The 19,766-nt window shown below is 35.6% G+C and carries 17 protein-coding genes, 1 pseudogene and 1 CRISPR repeat array (1 of these 19 cut by a window edge); of the genes and pseudogenes, 9 read left to right on the forward strand and 9 right to left on the reverse strand.

Going from position 1 to position 19,766, the window contains the following annotated elements; translation table 11 throughout:
• Positions 1–1,559: direct repeats of the CRISPR family, unit length 30 nt; unit sequence GTTTCCATTCCTCATAGGTAGGATAAAAAG (it extends 755 nt beyond the left edge of the window).
• A gap of 260 nt (positions 1,560–1,819) precedes the next feature.
• The 9 genes from cas6 to cas2 are packed head-to-tail and all read left to right on the forward strand — an operon-like array spanning position 1,820 to position 10,108.
• Positions 1,820–2,566, forward strand: a complete 747-nt coding sequence (gene cas6, locus ACW9JY_RS07025; protein ID WP_103077279.1) for a CRISPR-associated endoribonuclease Cas6 — start codon at positions 1,820–1,822, stop codon at positions 2,564–2,566.
• Positions 2,567–2,587: 21 nt separating this feature from the next.
• Positions 2,588–4,069 carry a TM1802 family CRISPR-associated protein gene (locus tag ACW9JY_RS07030; protein WP_457283838.1) on the forward strand — a complete coding sequence of 494 codons (1,482 nt, stop codon included), beginning with the start codon at positions 2,588–2,590 and terminating at the stop codon, positions 4,067–4,069.
• The gene (locus tag ACW9JY_RS07035) at positions 4,066–4,551 is read left to right on the forward strand and encodes a TM1802 family CRISPR-associated protein (RefSeq protein ID WP_457283839.1); all 486 of its coding nucleotides are present in this window, start codon (positions 4,066–4,068) and stop codon (positions 4,549–4,551) included. The genes ACW9JY_RS07030 and ACW9JY_RS07035 overlap by 4 nt, the downstream gene beginning before the upstream one ends.
• Positions 4,544–5,452, forward strand: coding sequence for a type I-B CRISPR-associated protein Cas7/Csh2 (gene cas7b, locus ACW9JY_RS07040; protein WP_103077276.1), 909 nt, complete (start codon positions 4,544–4,546; stop codon positions 5,450–5,452). Before ACW9JY_RS07035 ends, cas7b begins: the two co-directional genes overlap by 8 nt.
• Positions 5,453–5,456: 4 nt before the next feature.
• Positions 5,457–6,185, forward strand: coding sequence for a type I-B CRISPR-associated protein Cas5b (cas5b, locus tag ACW9JY_RS07045; RefSeq protein ID WP_103077275.1), 729 nt, complete (start codon positions 5,457–5,459; stop codon positions 6,183–6,185).
• Positions 6,130–8,331: a CRISPR-associated helicase Cas3' gene (gene cas3 / locus ACW9JY_RS07050; protein WP_457283840.1), complete on the forward strand. Its 2,202-nt coding sequence runs from the start codon at positions 6,130–6,132 to the stop codon at positions 8,329–8,331. Before cas5b ends, cas3 begins: the two co-directional genes overlap by 56 nt.
• Positions 8,324–8,836, forward strand: coding sequence for a CRISPR-associated protein Cas4 (gene cas4, locus ACW9JY_RS07055; RefSeq protein ID WP_103077273.1), 513 nt, complete (start codon positions 8,324–8,326; stop codon positions 8,834–8,836). Before cas3 ends, cas4 begins: the two co-directional genes overlap by 8 nt.
• Before the next feature lies 1 nt (position 8,837).
• Positions 8,838–9,839 carry a type I-B CRISPR-associated endonuclease Cas1b gene (gene cas1b, locus ACW9JY_RS07060; protein ID WP_103077272.1) on the forward strand — a complete coding sequence of 334 codons (1,002 nt, stop codon included), beginning with the start codon at positions 8,838–8,840 and terminating at the stop codon, positions 9,837–9,839.
• Positions 9,833–10,108, forward strand: coding sequence for a CRISPR-associated endonuclease Cas2 (cas2, locus tag ACW9JY_RS07065; RefSeq protein ID WP_012209660.1), 276 nt, complete (start codon positions 9,833–9,835; stop codon positions 10,106–10,108). The genes cas1b and cas2 overlap by 7 nt, the downstream gene beginning before the upstream one ends.
• 840 nt (positions 10,109–10,948) lie before the next feature.
• On the opposite strand, the gene ACW9JY_RS07070 is transcribed toward cas2, so the two are convergent.
• The 9 genes and pseudogenes from ACW9JY_RS07070 to ACW9JY_RS07110 all read right to left on the reverse strand — a co-directional run bounded on the left by ACW9JY_RS07070 (position 10,949) and on the right by ACW9JY_RS07110 (position 19,538).
• Positions 10,949–11,716, reverse strand: coding sequence for an ABC transporter ATP-binding protein (locus tag ACW9JY_RS07070; protein ID WP_457283841.1), 768 nt, complete (start codon positions 11,714–11,716; stop codon positions 10,949–10,951).
• Positions 11,713–12,108, reverse strand: a complete 396-nt coding sequence (locus ACW9JY_RS07075; protein WP_457283842.1) for an ABC transporter permease — start codon at positions 12,106–12,108, stop codon at positions 11,713–11,715. Before ACW9JY_RS07075 ends, ACW9JY_RS07070 begins: the two co-directional genes overlap by 4 nt.
• Positions 11,999–12,490, reverse strand: coding sequence for an ABC transporter permease (locus tag ACW9JY_RS07080; RefSeq protein ID WP_457283848.1), 492 nt, complete (start codon positions 12,488–12,490; stop codon positions 11,999–12,001). Before ACW9JY_RS07080 ends, ACW9JY_RS07075 begins: the two co-directional genes overlap by 110 nt.
• A pseudogene (locus ACW9JY_RS07085) lies at positions 12,483–13,259 on the reverse strand (ABC transporter substrate-binding protein); the annotation flags it as partial. The gene ACW9JY_RS07080 and the pseudogene ACW9JY_RS07085, both read right to left, overlap by 8 nt.
• Before the next feature lie 301 nt (positions 13,260–13,560).
• Positions 13,561–14,787 (reverse strand): NAD(P)/FAD-dependent oxidoreductase, encoded by a 1,227-nt coding sequence (locus ACW9JY_RS07090; protein ID WP_457283843.1) that lies wholly within the window; start codon positions 14,785–14,787, stop codon positions 13,561–13,563.
• A gap of 10 nt (positions 14,788–14,797) precedes the next feature.
• A complete protein-coding gene (locus tag ACW9JY_RS07095) occupies positions 14,798–15,676 on the reverse strand; it encodes an ATP-binding protein (RefSeq protein WP_457283844.1) in 879 nt (292 codons plus the stop codon).
• Positions 15,673–17,562: an anaerobic carbon-monoxide dehydrogenase catalytic subunit gene (cooS, locus tag ACW9JY_RS07100; protein WP_457283845.1), complete on the reverse strand. Its 1,890-nt coding sequence runs from the start codon at positions 17,560–17,562 to the stop codon at positions 15,673–15,675. The genes ACW9JY_RS07095 and cooS overlap by 4 nt, the downstream gene beginning before the upstream one ends.
• A 15-nt stretch (positions 17,563–17,577) precedes the next feature.
• Positions 17,578–18,219, reverse strand: a complete 642-nt coding sequence (locus ACW9JY_RS07105; RefSeq protein ID WP_457283846.1) for a 4Fe-4S dicluster domain-containing protein — start codon at positions 18,217–18,219, stop codon at positions 17,578–17,580.
• Positions 18,220–19,013: 794 nt separating this feature from the next.
• Entirely contained in the window at positions 19,014–19,538 is a 525-nt protein-coding gene (locus ACW9JY_RS07110; RefSeq protein WP_457283847.1) for a hypothetical protein, read from the reverse strand.
• Positions 19,539–19,766 lie beyond the last annotated feature (228 nt).

Raw genomic sequence — 19,766 nt, forward strand, 5'->3', positions numbered from 1 at the left:
TCCATTCCTCATAGGTAGGATAAAAAGGAAATAGGTGAAGTTTCAAGAAACTTGAAAATTCTAGCGTTTCCATTCCTCATAGGTAGGATAAAAAGTTTGAAGAATATTACAGAAAAATGCCTCCCGGATATGTTTCCATTCCTCATAGGTAGGATAAAAAGGAAGAAAACAAATCGTTATCTTTGGAGATCGAAAATTGTTTCCATTCCTCATAGGTAGGATAAAAAGTAAGGATTTAGCAAGTGAAGCAACACTATCACAAAGTTTCCATTCCTCATAGGTAGGATAAAAAGTTTTCTTTTTGTTTCGCAACTTCTATACGTAATTGGTGTTTCCATTCCTCATAGGTAGGATAAAAAGTTATTGGATATAAACACAAAAAATCAACAATCTTAGTTTCCATTCCTCATAGGTAGGATAAAAAGGAAATTGGTTAAAGAAGTAGAGCCCGAAGAAGCTGCGTTTCCATTCCTCATAGGTAGGATAAAAAGAGGCTTTATGAGTAAAGATGATAAATCTAAATTAGAGAGTTTCCATTCCTCATAGGTAGGATAAAAAGTACATTTTTATACTTATATTATACCATATAAAAGTAGTTTCCATTCCTCATAGGTAGGATAAAAAGAAATGAAAATCTACGATATTGGTATGAAAGGCTATGTTTCCATTCCTCATAGGTAGGATAAAAAGCCACGCATTATATTTCCATAAAGTCCCCGATACGTAAGTCCGTTTCCATTCCTCATAGGTAGGATAAAAAGTTATATTTCAAACGTAGGTTATAAAAATATTCAATGGTTTCCATTCCTCATAGGTAGGATAAAAAGTGTATCAAATGTTATAGATATATCTTTTAGTTCCATGTTTCCATTCCTCATAGGTAGGATAAAAAGGAGAAAAGTTCTTCAGTATCTGCAAGACAAGAAAGGTTTCCATTCCTCATAGGTAGGATAAAAAGACGGATTCAAATGGGGATACTATGAAGCTGTTTAATAAAGTTTCCATTCCTCATAGGTAGGATAAAAAGGAAAAATTGTTTTTAGATTATTTGAATGATGTTGAGTTTCCATTCCTCATAGGTAGGATAAAAAGTTTTTTCAAGGAAGTCGTATATTTTTCTGTTTACTTGTTTCCATTCCTCATAGGTAGGATAAAAAGTAAAAAAAGAATTTACATATGGGACTTTAGGAATAGCGTTTCCATTCCTCATAGGTAGGATAAAAAGACACCTTATTTTTAAGTTCTGCAATCTCTCCGAGCGTGGTTTCCATTCCTCATAGGTAGGATAAAAAGTCATTCTTGAAAGGCAATTCAGGATTACCAGTGGCTTGTTTCCATTCCTCATAGGTAGGATAAAAAGGCTGATTATATTTTGAACTACATTCACAAAGGTTATTGTTTCCATTCCTCATAGGTAGGATAAAAAGTTATGGAACTACTCCGGAAGAAGCCGATTTGATGGGGTTTCCATTCCTCATAGGTAGGATAAAAAGAAATAGTCAACATTATCGTATCCAGCATTTATCCAGGTTTCCATTCCTCATAGGTAGGATAAAAAGGCATAACATACCTATAATCACTATATCATAAAAAATTACGATTGTCAATCAAAACTTTGAGAAATTGTTAAAAATCAATTCAAATGTGCATGATATAAGGATTGTGATTTTTAACACTTGTCTGTCGATCCCCTGGGATTTTTACCTTATTGGAGGTCGACAGACATTTTTTATACATTCTTGCTTTTTTTATTATTGTATGATAAAATATATTACAGAAAAGATTCTAATTTTTAATTTAAAATATCGGGAGAATTGAAATGAGATTAAACGTTCAATTTTCTTTAAATAGTTTAATACTTCCATTAAATTACAATCATATCATTCAGGCTTTCATTCTTGATCTAATAGATAACGCCGAATATAGAAACTTCGTTCATAACGAGGGCTTTAGTTATAAGAAAAGAAAGTACAAATTGTTTTCTTTTTCAAGACTAAATGGAAAATTTAGCTTAAATCAAAAGGATAAAACAATAGAGTTTTTTGATAATGTTTCTTTGAAAATTTCCTCTCACGATAAGAATTTAATTCAGTATTGTGCAGACTCGCTTTTATTTAAAGACGATTTTGAACTATTAGGCCAAAAGATTCATGTAGAGAAGTTAGAGTATGATGATTTGGAAATAAAAAACGATAAAATAAAAGTAAAAACTTTATCCCCCATTACTGTTTATTCTACGATGGAACAAAATTCTTCAAAAAAGACAGTCTACTTTTCCCCCAACGACGATAACTTTTCAAAATTAATAAGAGAGAACTTAATAAAAAAGTATCTTGCCTACTATGATTCATATCTTCCAAAAGAAATAAGTAATGATGAATTCGTTATAAAAGAGGCTAATCAAAAAAGATCTAAAATGATCATAACAAAGTATAAAAATTTTATTATTAAAGGCTGGCATGGAACTTTTGTAATCCAAGGGAATCCTACTTTGTTGAAAATTGGTTATGATTCAGGTTTTGGAGCAAAAAACTCCCAAGGATTTGGATTAGTCGAAGTTATATGATTATGGATAGAGGGTGATAATATGGGTTTTATCGATGCCGTTTACACTGTTGGGAAAGAGTTTTCATCAAAAACTTATGAAATAACAGATTATCTAACCGTACCCGTAAGAATAGATGGATCAAAAGAAATAAGAATTTATTTAAAAGTATCAAATTACAATGCTTTAAAATTGCAAAGTGAAGAAGAAAATACGATTATACCCCTAAAAATTGAGGGTGTTTCAAAAATTGATGAAGTAGATTTTTTTGCCGGTAACAAAGATGAACAATATAAAAAACTTAGGTATTTGTACAAAGAACCTCCAGGCAGTAATACTGCGTGGCGTTACTCTCCTGTTTTGAGGTTATCAAAGCCGAAAAATAATAAAGAAAAGAATCGTGATGCCTTCTTAACTGGTTCTAAATCGTATATAAGCAAAATTGAAAAAATGATTCAAGATTTCGAAGATTTAGGATTTTTTGAAAAAGGTTCTGTTCAAAAAATAATCAATGACTTATCTAATAATGATTTTGTCGACCGGTTCTTAGAGTGTTACAGTGATCCAAAGGCTTCGTATTTAATTGTTTTTGGCGTTGAAGATGATGGAGGATTTCTTTATCCTGGAGAAGTTAAGCTGTTTCAACAATATTTTTTAAAGAAGTTAAACGACGAACTGATTAAGAAAAATGTTTCAAAAAAAGGTGGAATTTGTGATTATTGTGGTAAGGAAAGCGATATTTTACTTAATTTCGATATGATTTTTCCTTTTGCTACTTTTGATAAGGTGAATTTCCTTCCTGCCATAAATAAAAATTTTTCTAACAAGGTTTACAAATATTGTAAAGAGTGCTTTAAGACTTTCTCTAACGCCAAAACTTACATAGATTATAATTTTGTTGATCAATCTATTATAAATAATATCCAGATCTGGATAATACCCGAATTTTTTACAACGGATACAAACATCCGGGATGATGCTTTCGGTGATTTAAAGAATTATTTTTGGAGTGATCAGTATACAAAAGAAAAAGATCTTTTGGATTATATCACAGATCCTGATTATATGGATAAACCGTACACCGCTGTATTTCATTTTCTTTTTCTAGAACAAAACCAAGCACAACTTGTAATACATCAAATGATCGAGGATGTACCTTTAACAAGGATACAAAAATTACAAAAAGTTTGGGAAGAGACGGTAAATCTCTTTTCCCAAAAGAAAAAGAAAGATACTCAACTTTCTGTTGCATTTAAACACATATATCGAACCCTTCGCCATTTAGTTTTGAAAGAAGACGCTGAAGAAAAAGTTATGAGAATGCTGGCAATGGAAATTATTGGAAAAATTTTAAGTGAAGAAAGAGTTGAAACCAAAACTATAAAACAAAATTTTGTTGCAAGAATTCCTAAATTGATGAACGACAAAGTCCAAAATGATTATTTTAATCTTACTTTGAATGACTTTTTGTTACTGATTGAATTTTTGAACAACTACAATAAAACCTGGGGGTATTCATTATGAAAAGACATTTGGAAATCCTAGATAAGTTTTCTGATAAATTTTTGCAGAGCGACTTTGGAAAAGGGACACTTTTATCTGGAGTAGTTTTGGGGTTTGTGGCGTATAATCAAACAAAGGGGGAAAAAGGAGAAAGTGGTTATTCAAACGCAAAAATTCAAGATTCTCCATTGTACAAGCAGTTAAATTTTGGAAGATTAAGTTTAAGAGATATAAAAAAACATCTATCAAGAATACCAGAACTTATAAAAGCGTACAAGATTGAACCTTCCTTCCTGGTTGAAGATTTAGCTGGTTATTCCCAAGAACTATTACTGAATTCTAAGGGAAAGGATTTAGGGATCGATGGAAATTTTGCTTTTGTGACAGGTTTCATGAACTGGAGAAATTACTTCTGGGAAATATACAAAGATTACACAAAAGAGAAAGAAGTAGTAGAATTAGAAATAGAAAAAACGGACAAGGGGGAAGACCAAGATGTTTAACGGCAGAAAAGAACTTCTGTTTTTATACTCTGTAAAAGATGCGAATCCAAACGGTGATCCATTGAATGCAAATCATCCAAGATACGATGAAGAAACAGGCCAAGTTTTAGTATCTGACGTTAGAATTAAAAGAACTATCAGAGACGAATTAATGAGAATGGGAGAAGATGTTTTCATTGATGGAGAACCAAAATCTTTAAAAGAAAGATTCGAAGAGCTCAAAACAAAATTGTCTACCACAAAAGGAGATGAAACTCTAAAGAAATGTATCGATACAAGACTTTTCGGTGTAACATTCGCATTGGGTAAGGAAAGTTTTGCATGGACTGGACCTGTCCAATTTAAATGGGGAAGATCTTTACACAAAGCAAAAGTTGAATTTGTACAAGGAACCGGCGCGTTTGTCACTAAAGAAGGTGGAGAACAGAGAACTATAAGAAATGAATATATAGTTCCTTTTGCATTGATTGGAACCTATGCAATTGGAAATCAATATGCATCTGAAAGGACACAAGCAACAGACGAGGATTTCAACAAACTTACACAAGCTGTTTGGAATGGAACCAACAATTTAATCACAAGGAGTAAAACTGAGCATAGATCTCGCTTTTTGATGGAGATTGTGTACCAGCCTAATTTCAATGGATTAATTGGTTCTTTGGATGAAAGAATAAAATTAACCAAAAGAGATAATTCTTTGTTAGATGACGATGAACAATTGGCAATCCGAAATATTCAAGACATTGCTCTCAATTTGAAGGAAATATGTGATAAGGTTTCTTTACTCAAAGATAATATAGAAAAGATAATAATTATCAAGGATCCTGACTTGGAAGTACAATATATTGATGATCTAAAAAGTATTTTGGGAGAAGATAAAGTAGCTATGGAATTGAGGTGATACAATGGCCCTTGTTTTTGATATTACAGGGGAGTATGCTATGTTTCGCAAATTTTATACAACCACTTCTTCCGCATCTTATCCCTTCCCACCACCAACAGCTGTTGGAGGATTGATTGCGGCTATAATTGGAGTAGAGAACAAATCGGAAAATAAAGCTCATTTGGCTTCTTATTGGGAATCATTGTATGGAAACAGAATCGCCATTTCAATACTGTCTCCCACTCAATGGTTCACCACCAGTATAAACTTGTGGAATAATAAAGACCCAAAAAAGGGTATTCACAATATTATAAAACATCAATTTGTAAAAAGACCAAAATATCGAATTTATGTAGAAGGTCCTATAGAAGAAAAATTAAAACCTTTTCTTGAAGAAGGTAGTTTTGTTTTTACCCCATATCTTGGTACCGCATATTCATTTGCAAATATTCATTACATAGGATCTTTCAACCCGCTAAAGATCGAAGACGATGAGGCAAGAATAAAAAGTATCATACCTGCAGATATTAAGCCCAAAATTAATCTGAAAAAAACTCATGGAATCTTTAAAGACATTGTCCCTCTACAAATGGACAAAGAAAGAGGCCTTACTAAAAGCTTGTCAGTTTTTTACCCAGCCAATATCGATACGGGAATTTTTGTTGATAATCCTGAAGAGATAGGGGGAGTCTTAGTTGGAAACGACGAAATTGTTTGGCTTCCTGAATGGTCAAGAAAGCCATCCGGGTAAACTTCTTAAAGATCATTTAAAAGGAGTATTTGAAAAATCCAAAGAGATATCAAATTTTCATGGAGACAATGAATTAGTCGAAACACTAAAACATATCTGTCTAACACATGATGTAGCTAAATCACATGTTAAATTTCAAAAATATTTAAAGACAAAAAAAGGTCATTATCCGCACTCTGAGCCTTCTTCTTACTTAACTTTTATGCTTACAAAAGATATCTTTCAAGCTGAGATTGTTAGAAGACATCATTCATACCAGCTAAATTTTGAAGATATAATGTCTTTTTGGAGAAATTTAAATTATCAAGACGTGATAAAAGCATTAGAAGAATTCCTTGATCTAAGCAAAATTGAATATCTAACAGAAAAAGAATGGAAAAGATTAATATTTCAATCTTGGCATTCACAGTATCTTTTAAATAAGACGGTTAAGGCTGAAGATTTATGGTTTAATACGAGAATCGAGAATTCAATTTTTATAACATCTGATAGGCTAGATGCGTTAAATGTTGATAGGATCAATTTTGATAAAATTTCTTATCAACAAGATAGGTTCGACAAATTTCTTGAATCACTTCCAAAGAACCATTTAAGCGATTGGAAAAATGAAATTCGAGAAAGTACATTATCAAACGTTGATACAATTTCAGAACCAGGTATCTATACCATAACGCTCCCTACTGGAGCAGGAAAAACTATAACGGGATTGCAAGCATCGATGAAGTTAGCAAATAAACTTTCTCTTAAAACAATTATTTATGTATTACCGTTCATAAGTATTGTTGATCAAAATTCCGAAGTTGCAAAGAACATATACGACAAAGTGCAAGAAGACCATCATTTGGTAAGTGCATCAAAGGAAAAAGAAGATTTAGATAATTTAGAAAGGTTTATACTTTCTTTTAGATACTTCAAAGAACCACTCATTGTTACAACCCTCGCAAAGTTTTGGGAAGCGCTTTATTCTCCTAATGCCAACGATTCTATGAGTTTTCATAGGTTAAAAGATGCGGTAGTTATTTTGGATGAACCTCAGTCGATCCCTCCAGAATATTGGCAAGGATTTGGGGAAACCATGTCTTTTCTTTCAAAAAAGATGGGAACTTTTTTCATTTTAATGACCGCTACACAACCTAAAATGGCAGAAGGTAAAGAGTTAGCCCCCAAGAGTTCTTTCCCAAAAAACAGGCACTCTTACAACATAATTAATAAAAAAATATTTCTTTCAGATATAAAGCAATATACAAAAGAGAGAGCTGACAACCCGTCTCTAATTATTCTTAACACAAAAAAAGAAGCGCTAAAAACTTTTATCTTACTCCGAGAACATTTGAAAAATAACCTTTTCTTTCTTTCAACTTGGGTAATTCCTAAAGAAAGGCTTGACAGAATTAAACAGATCAAACAGTTGGAAAATAAAAACTTGCCAAGAAATCTCATATCTACCCAAGTAGTAGAAGCCGGAGTGGATTTGGACTTTGATTATATCTTTAAAGATTTATCCCCCTTTGACAGCATAGTCCAAGCTGCTGGAAGATGTAATAGAAGAATGCTAAAAGAACTTGGCACAGTAACGGTTGCTGAAATAGTAGACGATGAAAGTGATAATGAAAGATCGTATGCTTCTTATGTGTACGATAGCATATCGCTAAATAATACAAAAGAAATATTTGCCTACAAAAATAAATTTTCAGAAAACGAAGTTCAACAACTACTAGATAAATATTACAAGGCATTGTCAGTTAGCAAATATCAAAAAGGTCCATGGTATGACATAAAAGAAGGAAATTGGAGTAATTATAAACCTCTGATAGAAGAACATTTATACGAGGATGTGGTGTTTGTAGATGTGGATGGAACAGTTTCAAACAAATTATATGAAATTGAAAGTTTGGAACATAGTTTAGAAAATTACGAAAGAAAAAAACAACTATGGAAAGAAATTCAAGATTATTCTATAAATGTTCCTCACAAAGAACTAGAAGAATGGGAAACCCATTATAATGAAGTATTCCTAGAAGAAGATAAAAAGCTTGTGTATAAAGGTAATGGAGTTTGGTTGATTACGCAGTTAGGCATTGGGGAAATTTATTCTGAAGAAGTAGGGTTTATTCCGTATGAATTGAAAGAGGATTTTTATGGATGACAATATCATTACAGGATATTCAGTTTTAGCTTATTCAATATGTCCAAGAGAAGCTTGGTTTGTTTTAAGGAGATTCACTCCTGAACAAGATAACCCTTACATAGAACTAGGAAGGTTTTTACACAAGAATTCTTATGAAGGGAAAGGTGAAAAAGAAATAAAACTTCCAGGAGCAGTGATTGATTTAATTTGGAATGATAATAAGTGTACCATAGTTGGAGAAATCAAAAAATCCTCAAAGTCTTTTAAAGGAGCCAAAATCCAGTTATTATATTATTTAAAATTATTGGAGGATATGGGCGTTCAAGCAAAGGGGGAAATTCTGTTGCCAAAAGAAAAAAAGAGAATTCCCATTGTATTCGATGAGGAAGCCAAAAAAGAAATACAAGATATACTTCTTAAACTCAATGAATTAATTGAATCGCCTGTTCCACCTCCACCAAAATGGATAGGGATGTGTTCAAAATGTGGCTTTGCAGAATTATGTTGGGCGGGAGAGGAATAAATTGAAACCTATTTATATATTTCAAAGTGGAACATTAACTAGAAAAGGAAACACACTAGCCTTTAAAAGTGAATCTGATGAAAAAACTAAGTACTTCCCAATAGAAAATATTTCAGAAATAAAGATATTTGGAGAAATAAATATAAATAAACGACTTCTTGAATTTTTGTCCGCCAATAACTTACCGCTCCATTTTTTCAACCACTATGGTTTTTATGTTGGAAGTTTTTATCCATATGAACATAATACAAATGGAATAACAATAGTTAAACAAGTAGAGCACTATATCTCTTCAGAAAAAAGATTAGTTTTAGCAAAAAAGTTTGTGGAAGGAGCTATGCAAAACATCTTAAAAATTGTTCAATATTATGAAAGAAAAAGCGATTTTGAAGTAAAACGGTATTCGCAAAAAATGGAAGAATTTATTCAGAATATTCACCAGATCAGTTCTATTAATGAATTAATGGCACAAGAGGGAAATTATAGAGAGATTTATTATAATTTTATTGATAACAATATAATCTCAAATGAAGATTTCAAAATGGTTGTCAGAGAAAAAAGGCCCCCTACAAATTATATGAACACTCTTATCAGTTTTGGGAACTCTTTAATGTACTCTACAGTTTTAACGCAAATTTATCAAACACCATTAGATCCTAGAATTGGCTATCTTCATTCAACTAACTTTAGAAAATTTTCTTTGAACCTTGATATAGCTGAAATATTTAAGCCTATTGTGGTAGACAGAACTATTTTTAACCTTGTGAATAAAAAAATAATTAATGAAAAACATTTTAAAAAAATTCAAGGTGGTATTCACTTGAACGAAGAAGGCCAAAAAAATTTTATAAAAAATTATGAAGAACACTTAAGTACAACTTTAAAACATAAAAAATTAAAAAGAAATATTACCTACAGAACATTGATAAAACATGAGGCTTATAAAATTTTAAAACATCTGATCGAAGAAAAAGAATACGTTCCTTTTACGATGAGGTGGTAAAAACGTACGTAATTATGGCTTACGACGTTAATGAGAAAAGAGTTGCAAAAGTTTTAAAAAAAGCGAGACAATACCTGAACTGGGTACAAAATTCCTTGCTGGAAGGAGAAATAACAAAAGCAAAATATGAGATCTTAAAACAGCAGATAAGAAAAATCACAAAAAAGGACGAAGATAGCATTACTTGGTACATTTTCGAATCTCGAAAAATTTTTATCAAAGAAACTTATGGAGTGGAAAAAGGAGAACCTGATGACTTCATTATTTAAAGAGTGAGATTTTTAGAAGTACATTTATTTGGAATTCATGGCATTAGTATAAGATTAGCCTTCTACAACTACTTCAATATTCTTTTTGCTCTTCTACTGTAATACTTAGAATATTTTTCTTTATTTGGTTTATTGTTTCTTCATTTGTATTTTGATCTTTTCTTCTAGTCTTTTATCAAAATCTTTTCCAAACCTTTGATTTAGAATCTCAATTATTAATTCTTTTTTTTCTTCAAGTTTCCCTTTTCTTTCACCTTCAATTTCACCTTTTCCACGCCCTCTTCAAATAATGAGGCACCTATCTTTGTTATTCGTATCACCTCTTTCAGTTTGTTTAGATACTTTTCCCTTACATAATTGTCTGAGAGGTGACCTCTAATTCAAATACAAAATCTATGTTTCTGTCTGATACTTTTATTACTGGTAGTTCTGTTGGTTTTACTGAGATTATCTTTGGTAAGTTTAGTTCATAATATTCGAGAAGTTTAGAGCATGGATTATTTTAACGGAGTGGGATGTTTCCATTCCTCATAGGTAGGATAAAAAGTGAATCATCAACTTGATTTCCATTGTTCATTTCAACAAAGTTTCCATTCCTCATAGGTAGGATAAAAAGGCATAAGATAGCTATAAATACTATATCATAAAAAATTACGATTGTCAATCAAAACTTTGCTTTTTTATTATCGTATGATAAAATATATTACAAGAGAGACCTTGATTTTTAATTTAAAATATCAGGAGAATTGAAATGAGATTAAACATTCAATTTTCATTCCATAATCTAAGATTTGAATAGTTTTCCAATTTTGCTTTCAATGGATTTTTTCTATTACTTTATTACTTTGCTTCTGCTCTCATCTCATCGAACCTTTTTATTTCCAACTCTTCCTTCAGTAGATTAATCACATACCTTTCTAATTCTGAAAATTTAGGGTTATTTATATCTCTCACTTCCTCGCTAATAAACAGTTCTTCCTTGAGTTGCATTGGTCGAGCAGTAAGAACATGGATCCTATCCGATAAGAGAAGTGCATCTCTAATATCGTGAGTAACATAGATAACCGTCTTTGATTCTTTCTCTAAAATCTCTTTTAAACTGTCTATGAGCACAAGACGCAAAGGAAAGTCGATATCTGAAAAGGGTTCATCCATTAGGATAATGTCCGGGTCAATAGCTAAAGCTCGAGCAACCGAAACCCGGCTTTTCATTCCTCCACTAAGCTGAGCAGGATAATAATCCTTGAATTGGGTAAGCTCCATCAAATTTAAATAATGCAAAGCAATTTCCTGACGTTCAACCTTGTCGGAGATGCGATCCTTTAAAACAAAGCAAATATTATCTAACACAGTTTTCCAGGGAAGAAGTCTTGGCTCCTGAAAAATAAACCCAAGGTTATTAAATTTTCTCTCAACTGTTCCTTTATCTACTTCTTCTAAGCCAGCAATAATCCGCAGAGTAGTACTTTTTCCACAACCTGAGAGACCAATAAAAGAAACTACTTCTCCTTCTGGGATTTTAAAATTTAGATCTTTAATTACTTGCAGGGAGCCAAATCTCTTATGTACTTTGGAAAACTTCACCACTGTTTTTCTTTTCTCCTTCATTTTTTATTTCGCCTTCTCACGGTCTCTGTCTTTATTGTTCTATTTTGAAAAGGTTTAATTAATAAATATTCGGTAGCAAGGCCTAAAACAACAATAACAATAGTATATGCGAATACCTTATCCGTTTCTAAATTAAATCGAGCCCAATTAAGCTCGTTCCCAATACCTGACATACTGCCAAGGAATTCTGCCATTACTACTCCTCTCCAGGCTAATCCAAATCCCACAGATAGTGCGGAAAAAAAGGGTCCACTAATAGCAGGTAAATAAAGGTCGCGGAGCTTAGTTGATGTTTTTACTCCAAAAGATTGACTCATTTCGCGAAGAGAAGAGTCTATATCTCTGATTCCCTGATCTAAATGAATTGTAATAATGGGAACTGCGATAGACATAATAACAAATATTGGAGGGATAGCCCCCAAACCAAATAACGGCTATAATTACCCATACAACGGGAGGCGTGTTTTCAATGATTACAATCACAGGCCTAATTGCTTCATGAATGCCATTAATTAGTCCCGCCAGTGTGCCAAGTATTCCTCCCAGAAGAATAGAAAGGCTTACACCTATCAGCACCCTACTTACCGTATGAATAAGCGGGAGCCATATCTCTCCACTAATAACCATTTGGCTAAGCGTTAAAAAAACTCTTTCTACCGAAGGAACGATAATTGGGGGAAAAAACAAAGAAAGTAATTCCCACATCCCAAGGAGGACAATAATTCCTGATAATCTTTTAAGCCATTGTAAAAACTTAAGTTTCGTTCTAATCATCAGAATCATCTTCTTCTGGAGGCGATATTTCAGTTTTGTAATAAATTCCTTCATCAGGAATAGGGAACCCTAAGCTTTCAAGATAAGAAGGCATGAGCGGCTTTACATCTTCTACTTCTATGAAGTCCAACTTGAGACGTCCAGACATGATAGAATCTTCAACAGCTTTTGAAGGAAATTCAGCGCCAAAGTACTGTTTAAAACATTTGGAGGTAAAATTACCAACTTCTTGAGGGTGTTTTATAGCGTAATCATTAGCCTCATCAAAGGCATCAATGAACTTTTCTACAGCTTTCTCCTTACCTTCGATGTTCGAAACTACTACCCAAAGCCCTCCTATAGGGATTTCCTCGCCTTTTTCCCAGCCGGAGATACTCTTTACAAATCCTTCTTGGCAATCAATCACCACATTCATCTTTCCACCAGAGGCGAGGACTAACTGAGAAATGTGGGGTTCTGAAAAAACGGCGGCATCTGCTTGCCCGGAAAGAATGAGCCTTTTTATTTCACTTCCAGGCAAATACTTTATATTAAAATCTTTATCAGGATCATAACCTGCTGCTTTCATTGATGCTCGAGCAATGATGTCAGGCGACCCTCCTCTAAAATCAATATAGACATCTTTTCCCTTGAGGTCTCCCCAATCGGAGACATCTTTTCCAGCAACCACATAGACTGCCTTCCAGACATAAACTCCCACTAATCTAATGTTTTCAATTCCCTTAGCATACATCTTTGCTCCACCAGGAGCAGAATAAAGGGCAATATCAACATCTCCTCTCTTAGGATATTCTTATATTTTTTCATCCATACCAAATTAAGAGAGTACCCAATGGAGAGATTTACTTATGGGGTTTCTAACAGAAGATGGTAATAGTTGAAAATCAGACAAGAGTAACATAAGAAAAGATAATAAAGTTATGTTACATTGCAAAGAATAGGTAGAAAATCATTGTAATCATCTTTATTGAAAAATATATTCTCATTTTATTTCCCCGGAGCTGTGATATGATGAGTGCTCCGAGGAAGAAGATGTTAACAAATGTCTTGCCTTCAGGAAGTTTCGTCTCTTAAACCAGACTCGTTACACCGTAAGCGGGACTGAACGATGGATCAACTAAAGAATATCCAAGTGTATCAACACGCTTTCGTTTTCTCAGAAGTGACAAAAGATATCCCGCACCGCTGATATCTCGGACAAGCACAAAGCCATTTAGTTTTCCATCTTGCAGATAAACTTTCCTTAGGATCCCATCCTTTTTGTATTTAATTTCATCACCTTCAAGTGCCCCCACTACAATGATCTTGAAGCTTAACTCCTTGAGAGAATTCATACTTACCTGTTTTTCGTAGTCAAAATCATAACCAAGAATGTTCATGGCAACCGTTTGTCCGTGACTTACCGCAACTGGATAGAGGCCATGACTTTTGGACTCACCAGTAACCAGATCAATCGTTTTAGCCACATCTCCACAGGCAAAGACATTTTTGTCGTTTGTTCTAAGTTTACTGTCAACGGATATACCATATTCGTCGTAATCGATTCCGCTACCACTGAGAAAATCCACATTCGGCTTTACCCCTGTAGCAGCAATGAAAATATCTGCATCTATCCGTCTCCCGTCAGTCGTTTCCAACCCAGTTATATGATCGTCGCCAAGGAATTTTGCTGCCTCTGTATTTAGTAGGGGATTCACACCCTGAGACCGAAGGTCTTCAAGCACATATTCGGACGTCTCCGGGTCGAGGAGCCTAGGCATGATCCATCCACGTCGGTTCAGAACTGATGGAGATATGCCTAACTTGCTTAAACAAAGGGCAATTTCGACACCGATAAAACCACCACCAACTATTACAGCACTTGCTCCACCCTTACGGGCCATTTCTTTGATTCTGTCTGCCCCTGCATAGGTCTTGAAATTTAGAAGGTCTCTCCGATCAGCCCCCTGAACTGTGGGTGGAATGTAAAGAGAACTTCCAGACGCAATTACCAGAGTATCATAGTCAATAATTCTATCTTTTTCGGTCCGTACCCGCTTTACATCTGTTTCTATCTCCATAACCCTTTCACCGGGAAAACACTCAACTTCGTTTTCAACACAGAAGTTCCTACCGTGCCAGAAAAGGATCTCTTCATTGTCCCGGATAAGATATTCTCCAAGAGCCGCAGGAGAGTAGGGGGGAACCTCTTCAGCAGAAAGCATGATAATAGTACCTTTAAATCCCTGCTTCCTGAGATTCGATACCACGGAAACACCTGCGGGCCCGGATCCAATAATAACAACTTTTTTATTCATTCTGATTCCCTCACTTGTCTTTGGATGTGAGTTCCAAAAATAATCCTTTTACTGCGCTTATATAAGGAGAGGAACCTTCCAACAAAGGTCCAATATCCGGTTCGTTTTTATACACCTGCTCATCAAAGGGTAAATAATGTATTGACTGAAAATAATTCTGTCCTTCAATAAAACGAAGCACCTTTTCCCGGTCCGCATCGTCTCGAACTTTATTGACCGCAAGATAGATACGTTCTATGCCAAGTTGCTGTGAAAGTTTTGCTGAATGCAGTGCAACCTGGACGGCATTGAAACTCGGCTCCGTCACAATAACAGCATTTTGAAAACCTTCCGCAAGCGCTCGCCCGAAATGCTCAACACCTGCCTGGGTATCCATGAGAATAACTTCTCCCTCACGCAACTTGATATAACCCACAATCGCATCGAGAAGAGCATTCTCGGGGCATAGGCAACCTGTTGCTGCCTGGATCACACTTCCAATGACCAACAGGTTTATTTTTGAATTGATTTTCATACCGAAACGCTTAACAACATCCGAAACATCAGGATTCAGGTTGAGCATTACTCCCCATCCTTCCCCCGGACGGGCGCCTGTCTTTTCCTCGATATAATCCAAATTTTTTGACACCGGCACTATTTGGTCCGCTTTCTCTATAGGAAAACCAAGAGAAAATGCCAGATTTTGCTGAGGGTCTTCATCTACTGCAAGAACATTGTATTCATGTTGGGCAAAAAGATGTGAAAGGGCAGAGGTGAGGGTGGTTTTCCCTGCCCCACCCTTCCCTGTTATGACAACTCGAAAATCATGATTTTTTTCTAAACTCTTTTTTTTCAACTCATTTGCTACTTCAAATAATTGTTTACGCCTTTCTTCACTCGATGCACTCATATACCAAGGTCCTTTCTCTTTGAATCGATATGTTTCTCGATAAGATCTGCCGCAGCCACAGGATCCGGTTCTACAGCATAGGTAGCACCAACAACATCATTTAGACCCGAAGTAAGTAGATCGATTACATTCTTGCTGCCGAAGATTTTCGGGGGTAACCCCAGAACAGTATACACACCGGAAGCTACAAAGTAGGACGCAATCGAGACGGCCTTCTGTGAATACCATTCAGGTGCAGCTCCGGCAAGAGGTAACTGATCAATTCCAACATTCAAAGCTTTCGCCAGTTCGGCGGCAAGCACGAGGATACGGGAACAATCAACACAGGAACCCATGTGCAGAACTGGAGGAATTCCCAGAGCATGACATACACTCTTCAGTCCATCACCAGCGAGATCAGCCGCTTCTGGGAGGAGGAGTCCAGCTTTGCCAGATGCAATAGCGGCACAACCAGTTTCGACAACCAAAATGTTCCGCTTGATAAGTTCCTTGCCAAGCGTAACATGTCCATAATCTTGTTTTATCTTTGGGTTATTACATCCGACCATCCCAACAGCCCCTTTGATACTTCCGTTGGCAATAGCATCGATGAGAGGCTGGAAGGTACCACCAAGTGCCTTTTTAATCGCCTCAACTGAGAACCCTGCCATCATCTTTACAGGCTTGGCTGGAATTTTTACTCGGTCAGGATTCCGTTGTTCATAGGTCTCAATCGCCAGTTTTACTATGTTCTTTGCTGTATCATAGGCTGTCTCAGGATGGAACTCCATATGAACGGCCCCGGGAACCTTCGATTTTTCGCTAGTTGAAACGATTTTAGTGTGGAAACAACTTGCTACCTGGGTGATAGAAGGGAAGATACATTGATAATCAATTATCATCACGTCTACAGCGCCAGTAGCGAGGGCCAGTTCTTGATTGAGTAAATTCCCAGCAATAGGAATACCTCGACGCATCAAAAGCTCATTTCCCGTGCAGCACATTCCAACGAGGTTAATCCCTTTGGCTCCTTTTTGTTTCGCTAGATCTACCATCTCTTGTTCCTTGACGGCTTTTACAACCATCTCTGATAGAACTGGATTGTGTCCGTGAAGAACTATATTAACCATATCTTCTTTGAGAGTCCCTAGGTTAACCCAAGATTCCTTGATCTCAGGTGTGCCAAAAAGGATATCCGATACTTCCGTGGCCATCATTGAGCCACCCCAGCCATCGGAGAGTGATGCTCGAAGCCCATGAAGCAGAATATTTGCATAATCTGCACCTACACCCATGTGAATTCGGTGCATTGCCTCAACAATTTCCCGATCTACGCTTCTTGGAAGGATCCCAGCTTTGGCCCATTTATCTTTCGTGGGCTCCGGTGCCCGCTTACTTAGATCAATACTGTTTTTAATTGTTCCATATTCTTCAAGAAAGCTCAGAGCAATATCCTTGGCAATATCAGTGTCGTTTCTCCCCTCTGTAGTAATACCAATCTCTTTTGCAACGGTGTAGAGCTTTTCTTTGTCGAGAATTTCATATCCCTGACTCTTACCTTCTGCGGTCATCAGAAGAGTTTCTACAACCTCACGTCCATGATCCGAGTGGGCTGCAGCCCCAGTTACTAAGTCATCTAATAGGTTTCTAGCGACAATAAGATCTGCATCAGCACCACAGACCCCACGTTTGGGACCATCCTTTTCAAACGGATCAATACGACAGGGACCCATTGAACAACGGTTACAGCAAAGCCCAAGTTGACCAAAACCGCACTGGGGCTGTTGCTTTTCCAACCGATCCCAAGCCGTTTCAATACCCTCTTCCAATGTTCGTTCAAGGAGAGGTTTTGCACTTTCGTCTATTGTGCGCTCCTCTACCTTTAGTTTAATTAATGACTTATCCATCGTTTGCTCGCCCCCTTAATTTTTTTCATTCACATTTATCTTATTTTGTGACGAAGGAAGAGGCCCAAGCTGGGCAACCTTCCGCTGCAACGCCCTGAAAGCTTTGATATTCTCAGGCATTTCCTCTTCTTTATATCCCTGAATTTCCCGCGTTAAGTTAAGAGAAATGCCCCTCTGTTTTTCAGCGATAATTTCATTGTACTCGCCAAATACCAGTGCATTCGTAACACAAGCTTCTACACAAGCAGGCTCTTTACCATTTTCAAGTCGAGAAATACAACTATCACATTTGTAGGCAACCTCATTTGGTAGATTGGGTCGTACCTGGTACTGAATAGCTCCGTAAGGGCAGACCATAGCACACATACCACAGGATATGCACCGTTCTTCCTGAACCTGAACTGTATCAGTTTTAACATCACGGAAAATAGCATTGACCGGACAGACCTCCATACACGGTGCTGGATCACAATGCTGACACTTGTTGGGAAAGGTCATTAAATCGACTCCAAGTTTGACGCTTATTCTTGGTTGTGGGCGCGGAACTTCGAAATACATGGAGAAAAGCTCTTTCCCTGAAGAATGCTCAATGGCACACGCCACCTCACAATGCCGGCAACCGATACACTTTTCTAGATCGATGAATACATTCTTCATACACTCCTCCCCTCCTTCTTTAAAATTTTGTTGTTACTCTCTTTGAAATTACTAGCAAATGGTAATAGTCTTATTCTGTAAAAATTCGTAATACTAAAAGACCTTAAATTTAAAAAGTATAAATATATTATAACATACTTTGTTTGTTTTTTATAACAAAAAATTAGTTTACTTTTACGAAGTATGGGTATAAAAAATGAATTGTAAATTAAGGTGAAAAATACACCGCTAAAAATTAGAATGATAAAATAATGGAAAGACTTAATTCAACCTCAGCTTAATTACCTAACATTTTCCTAAACAAAAAACAGCTGATTTGAGAAATTCAACGGAAGTTCTCTCTAATTCATCGGAGAGATGAAAGCTAACTTGTCGCTCATACTATATATAACCCTTTTCGAAAGATATAAAGCCTAAGAAGTTCAGTTTTTAGTGGGTTGGAAAGCTTTACAAGTTTTGAAGTATCTACTCTTATCTTGTATATTTTTAACAATATACTTTCTGCCTTCGTATATAACTATATCCTTCCCTTACGTTCCATTCCTCATCTGTCAACCACCTGGTATTTTTATCTTATAGCAGGTCGATAGACTTTTTTGATGTTAATTTCTTTTTTTATTATTAGGTCAAATATGCGAATATAATTTCATATAAAGTTTAACTAAATTATTTATTCACTGTTAACTTTGTATAATAATTAATTCTAAACTCCTCAGTTTATTTAATAAAGATGATAAACTATTTACTACTGTCAATCAAAAGTTGATCAGTTATCAAAAATTAATTCAAGGAGCTTACCATCCATATCCTACGGCAAAACCGAACCCAGGATATGTGATTGGTTGTATTGGCCCACCAAAAATCGCATTTACACCAGCAGAGATGTCGACCACAAATCCTCCGATACTTATCCACTGGTAACCTGCAACACCACCTACGAGGAGAAAACGCACGGAACCCTTTGTGTCGTAGATATCTTCCATCGCTGAGCCATATAGCACACTAACGCTTGGGGCAATGTAGAAACCACTTGGTGCAGTCTGATGTAGGTAGTTGCGATATGCCACACCACCGCCGAAAGTGCTGACTTGTGCAATAATGATATTTAAGGACTGTACAAGAGCGCTGACCTGGATCGAACCGCTTGAGGAAAGTGGCCTTTCGTATGAAACGTTGTAGAAACCAAATAATGATCCAAGTGGGTTGGTGGTCAGGGTCTGTGTAATTTGTTCTTCAGGAGCCTCAGTCATTGAATCTTGTGAAAATAGTGAAAGCATGCCTACCAACAATATCAAAGTTAAAATTAAACCCTTTTTCATTTTGTTCCCCCCTCGTGATTGTTTATACAACAAAAAAAAACAGCACTAAAAATTTGTTTTTGATTTGGTTATTATTTTTTTGTAAAGATATACCCTAATACTACAATAGTATGCGGATGATTAGCTAAGGTAAGCTAAAGAAAGCAAGTTATTTGGTTCTATCACGAAAATAGTGGGTAATTAAGCTGGAGTTAAATTAAGTTTACCAAGGGCAATAAAGATAGTGAT

Source organism: Petrotoga sp. DB-2, assembly GCF_054051725.1.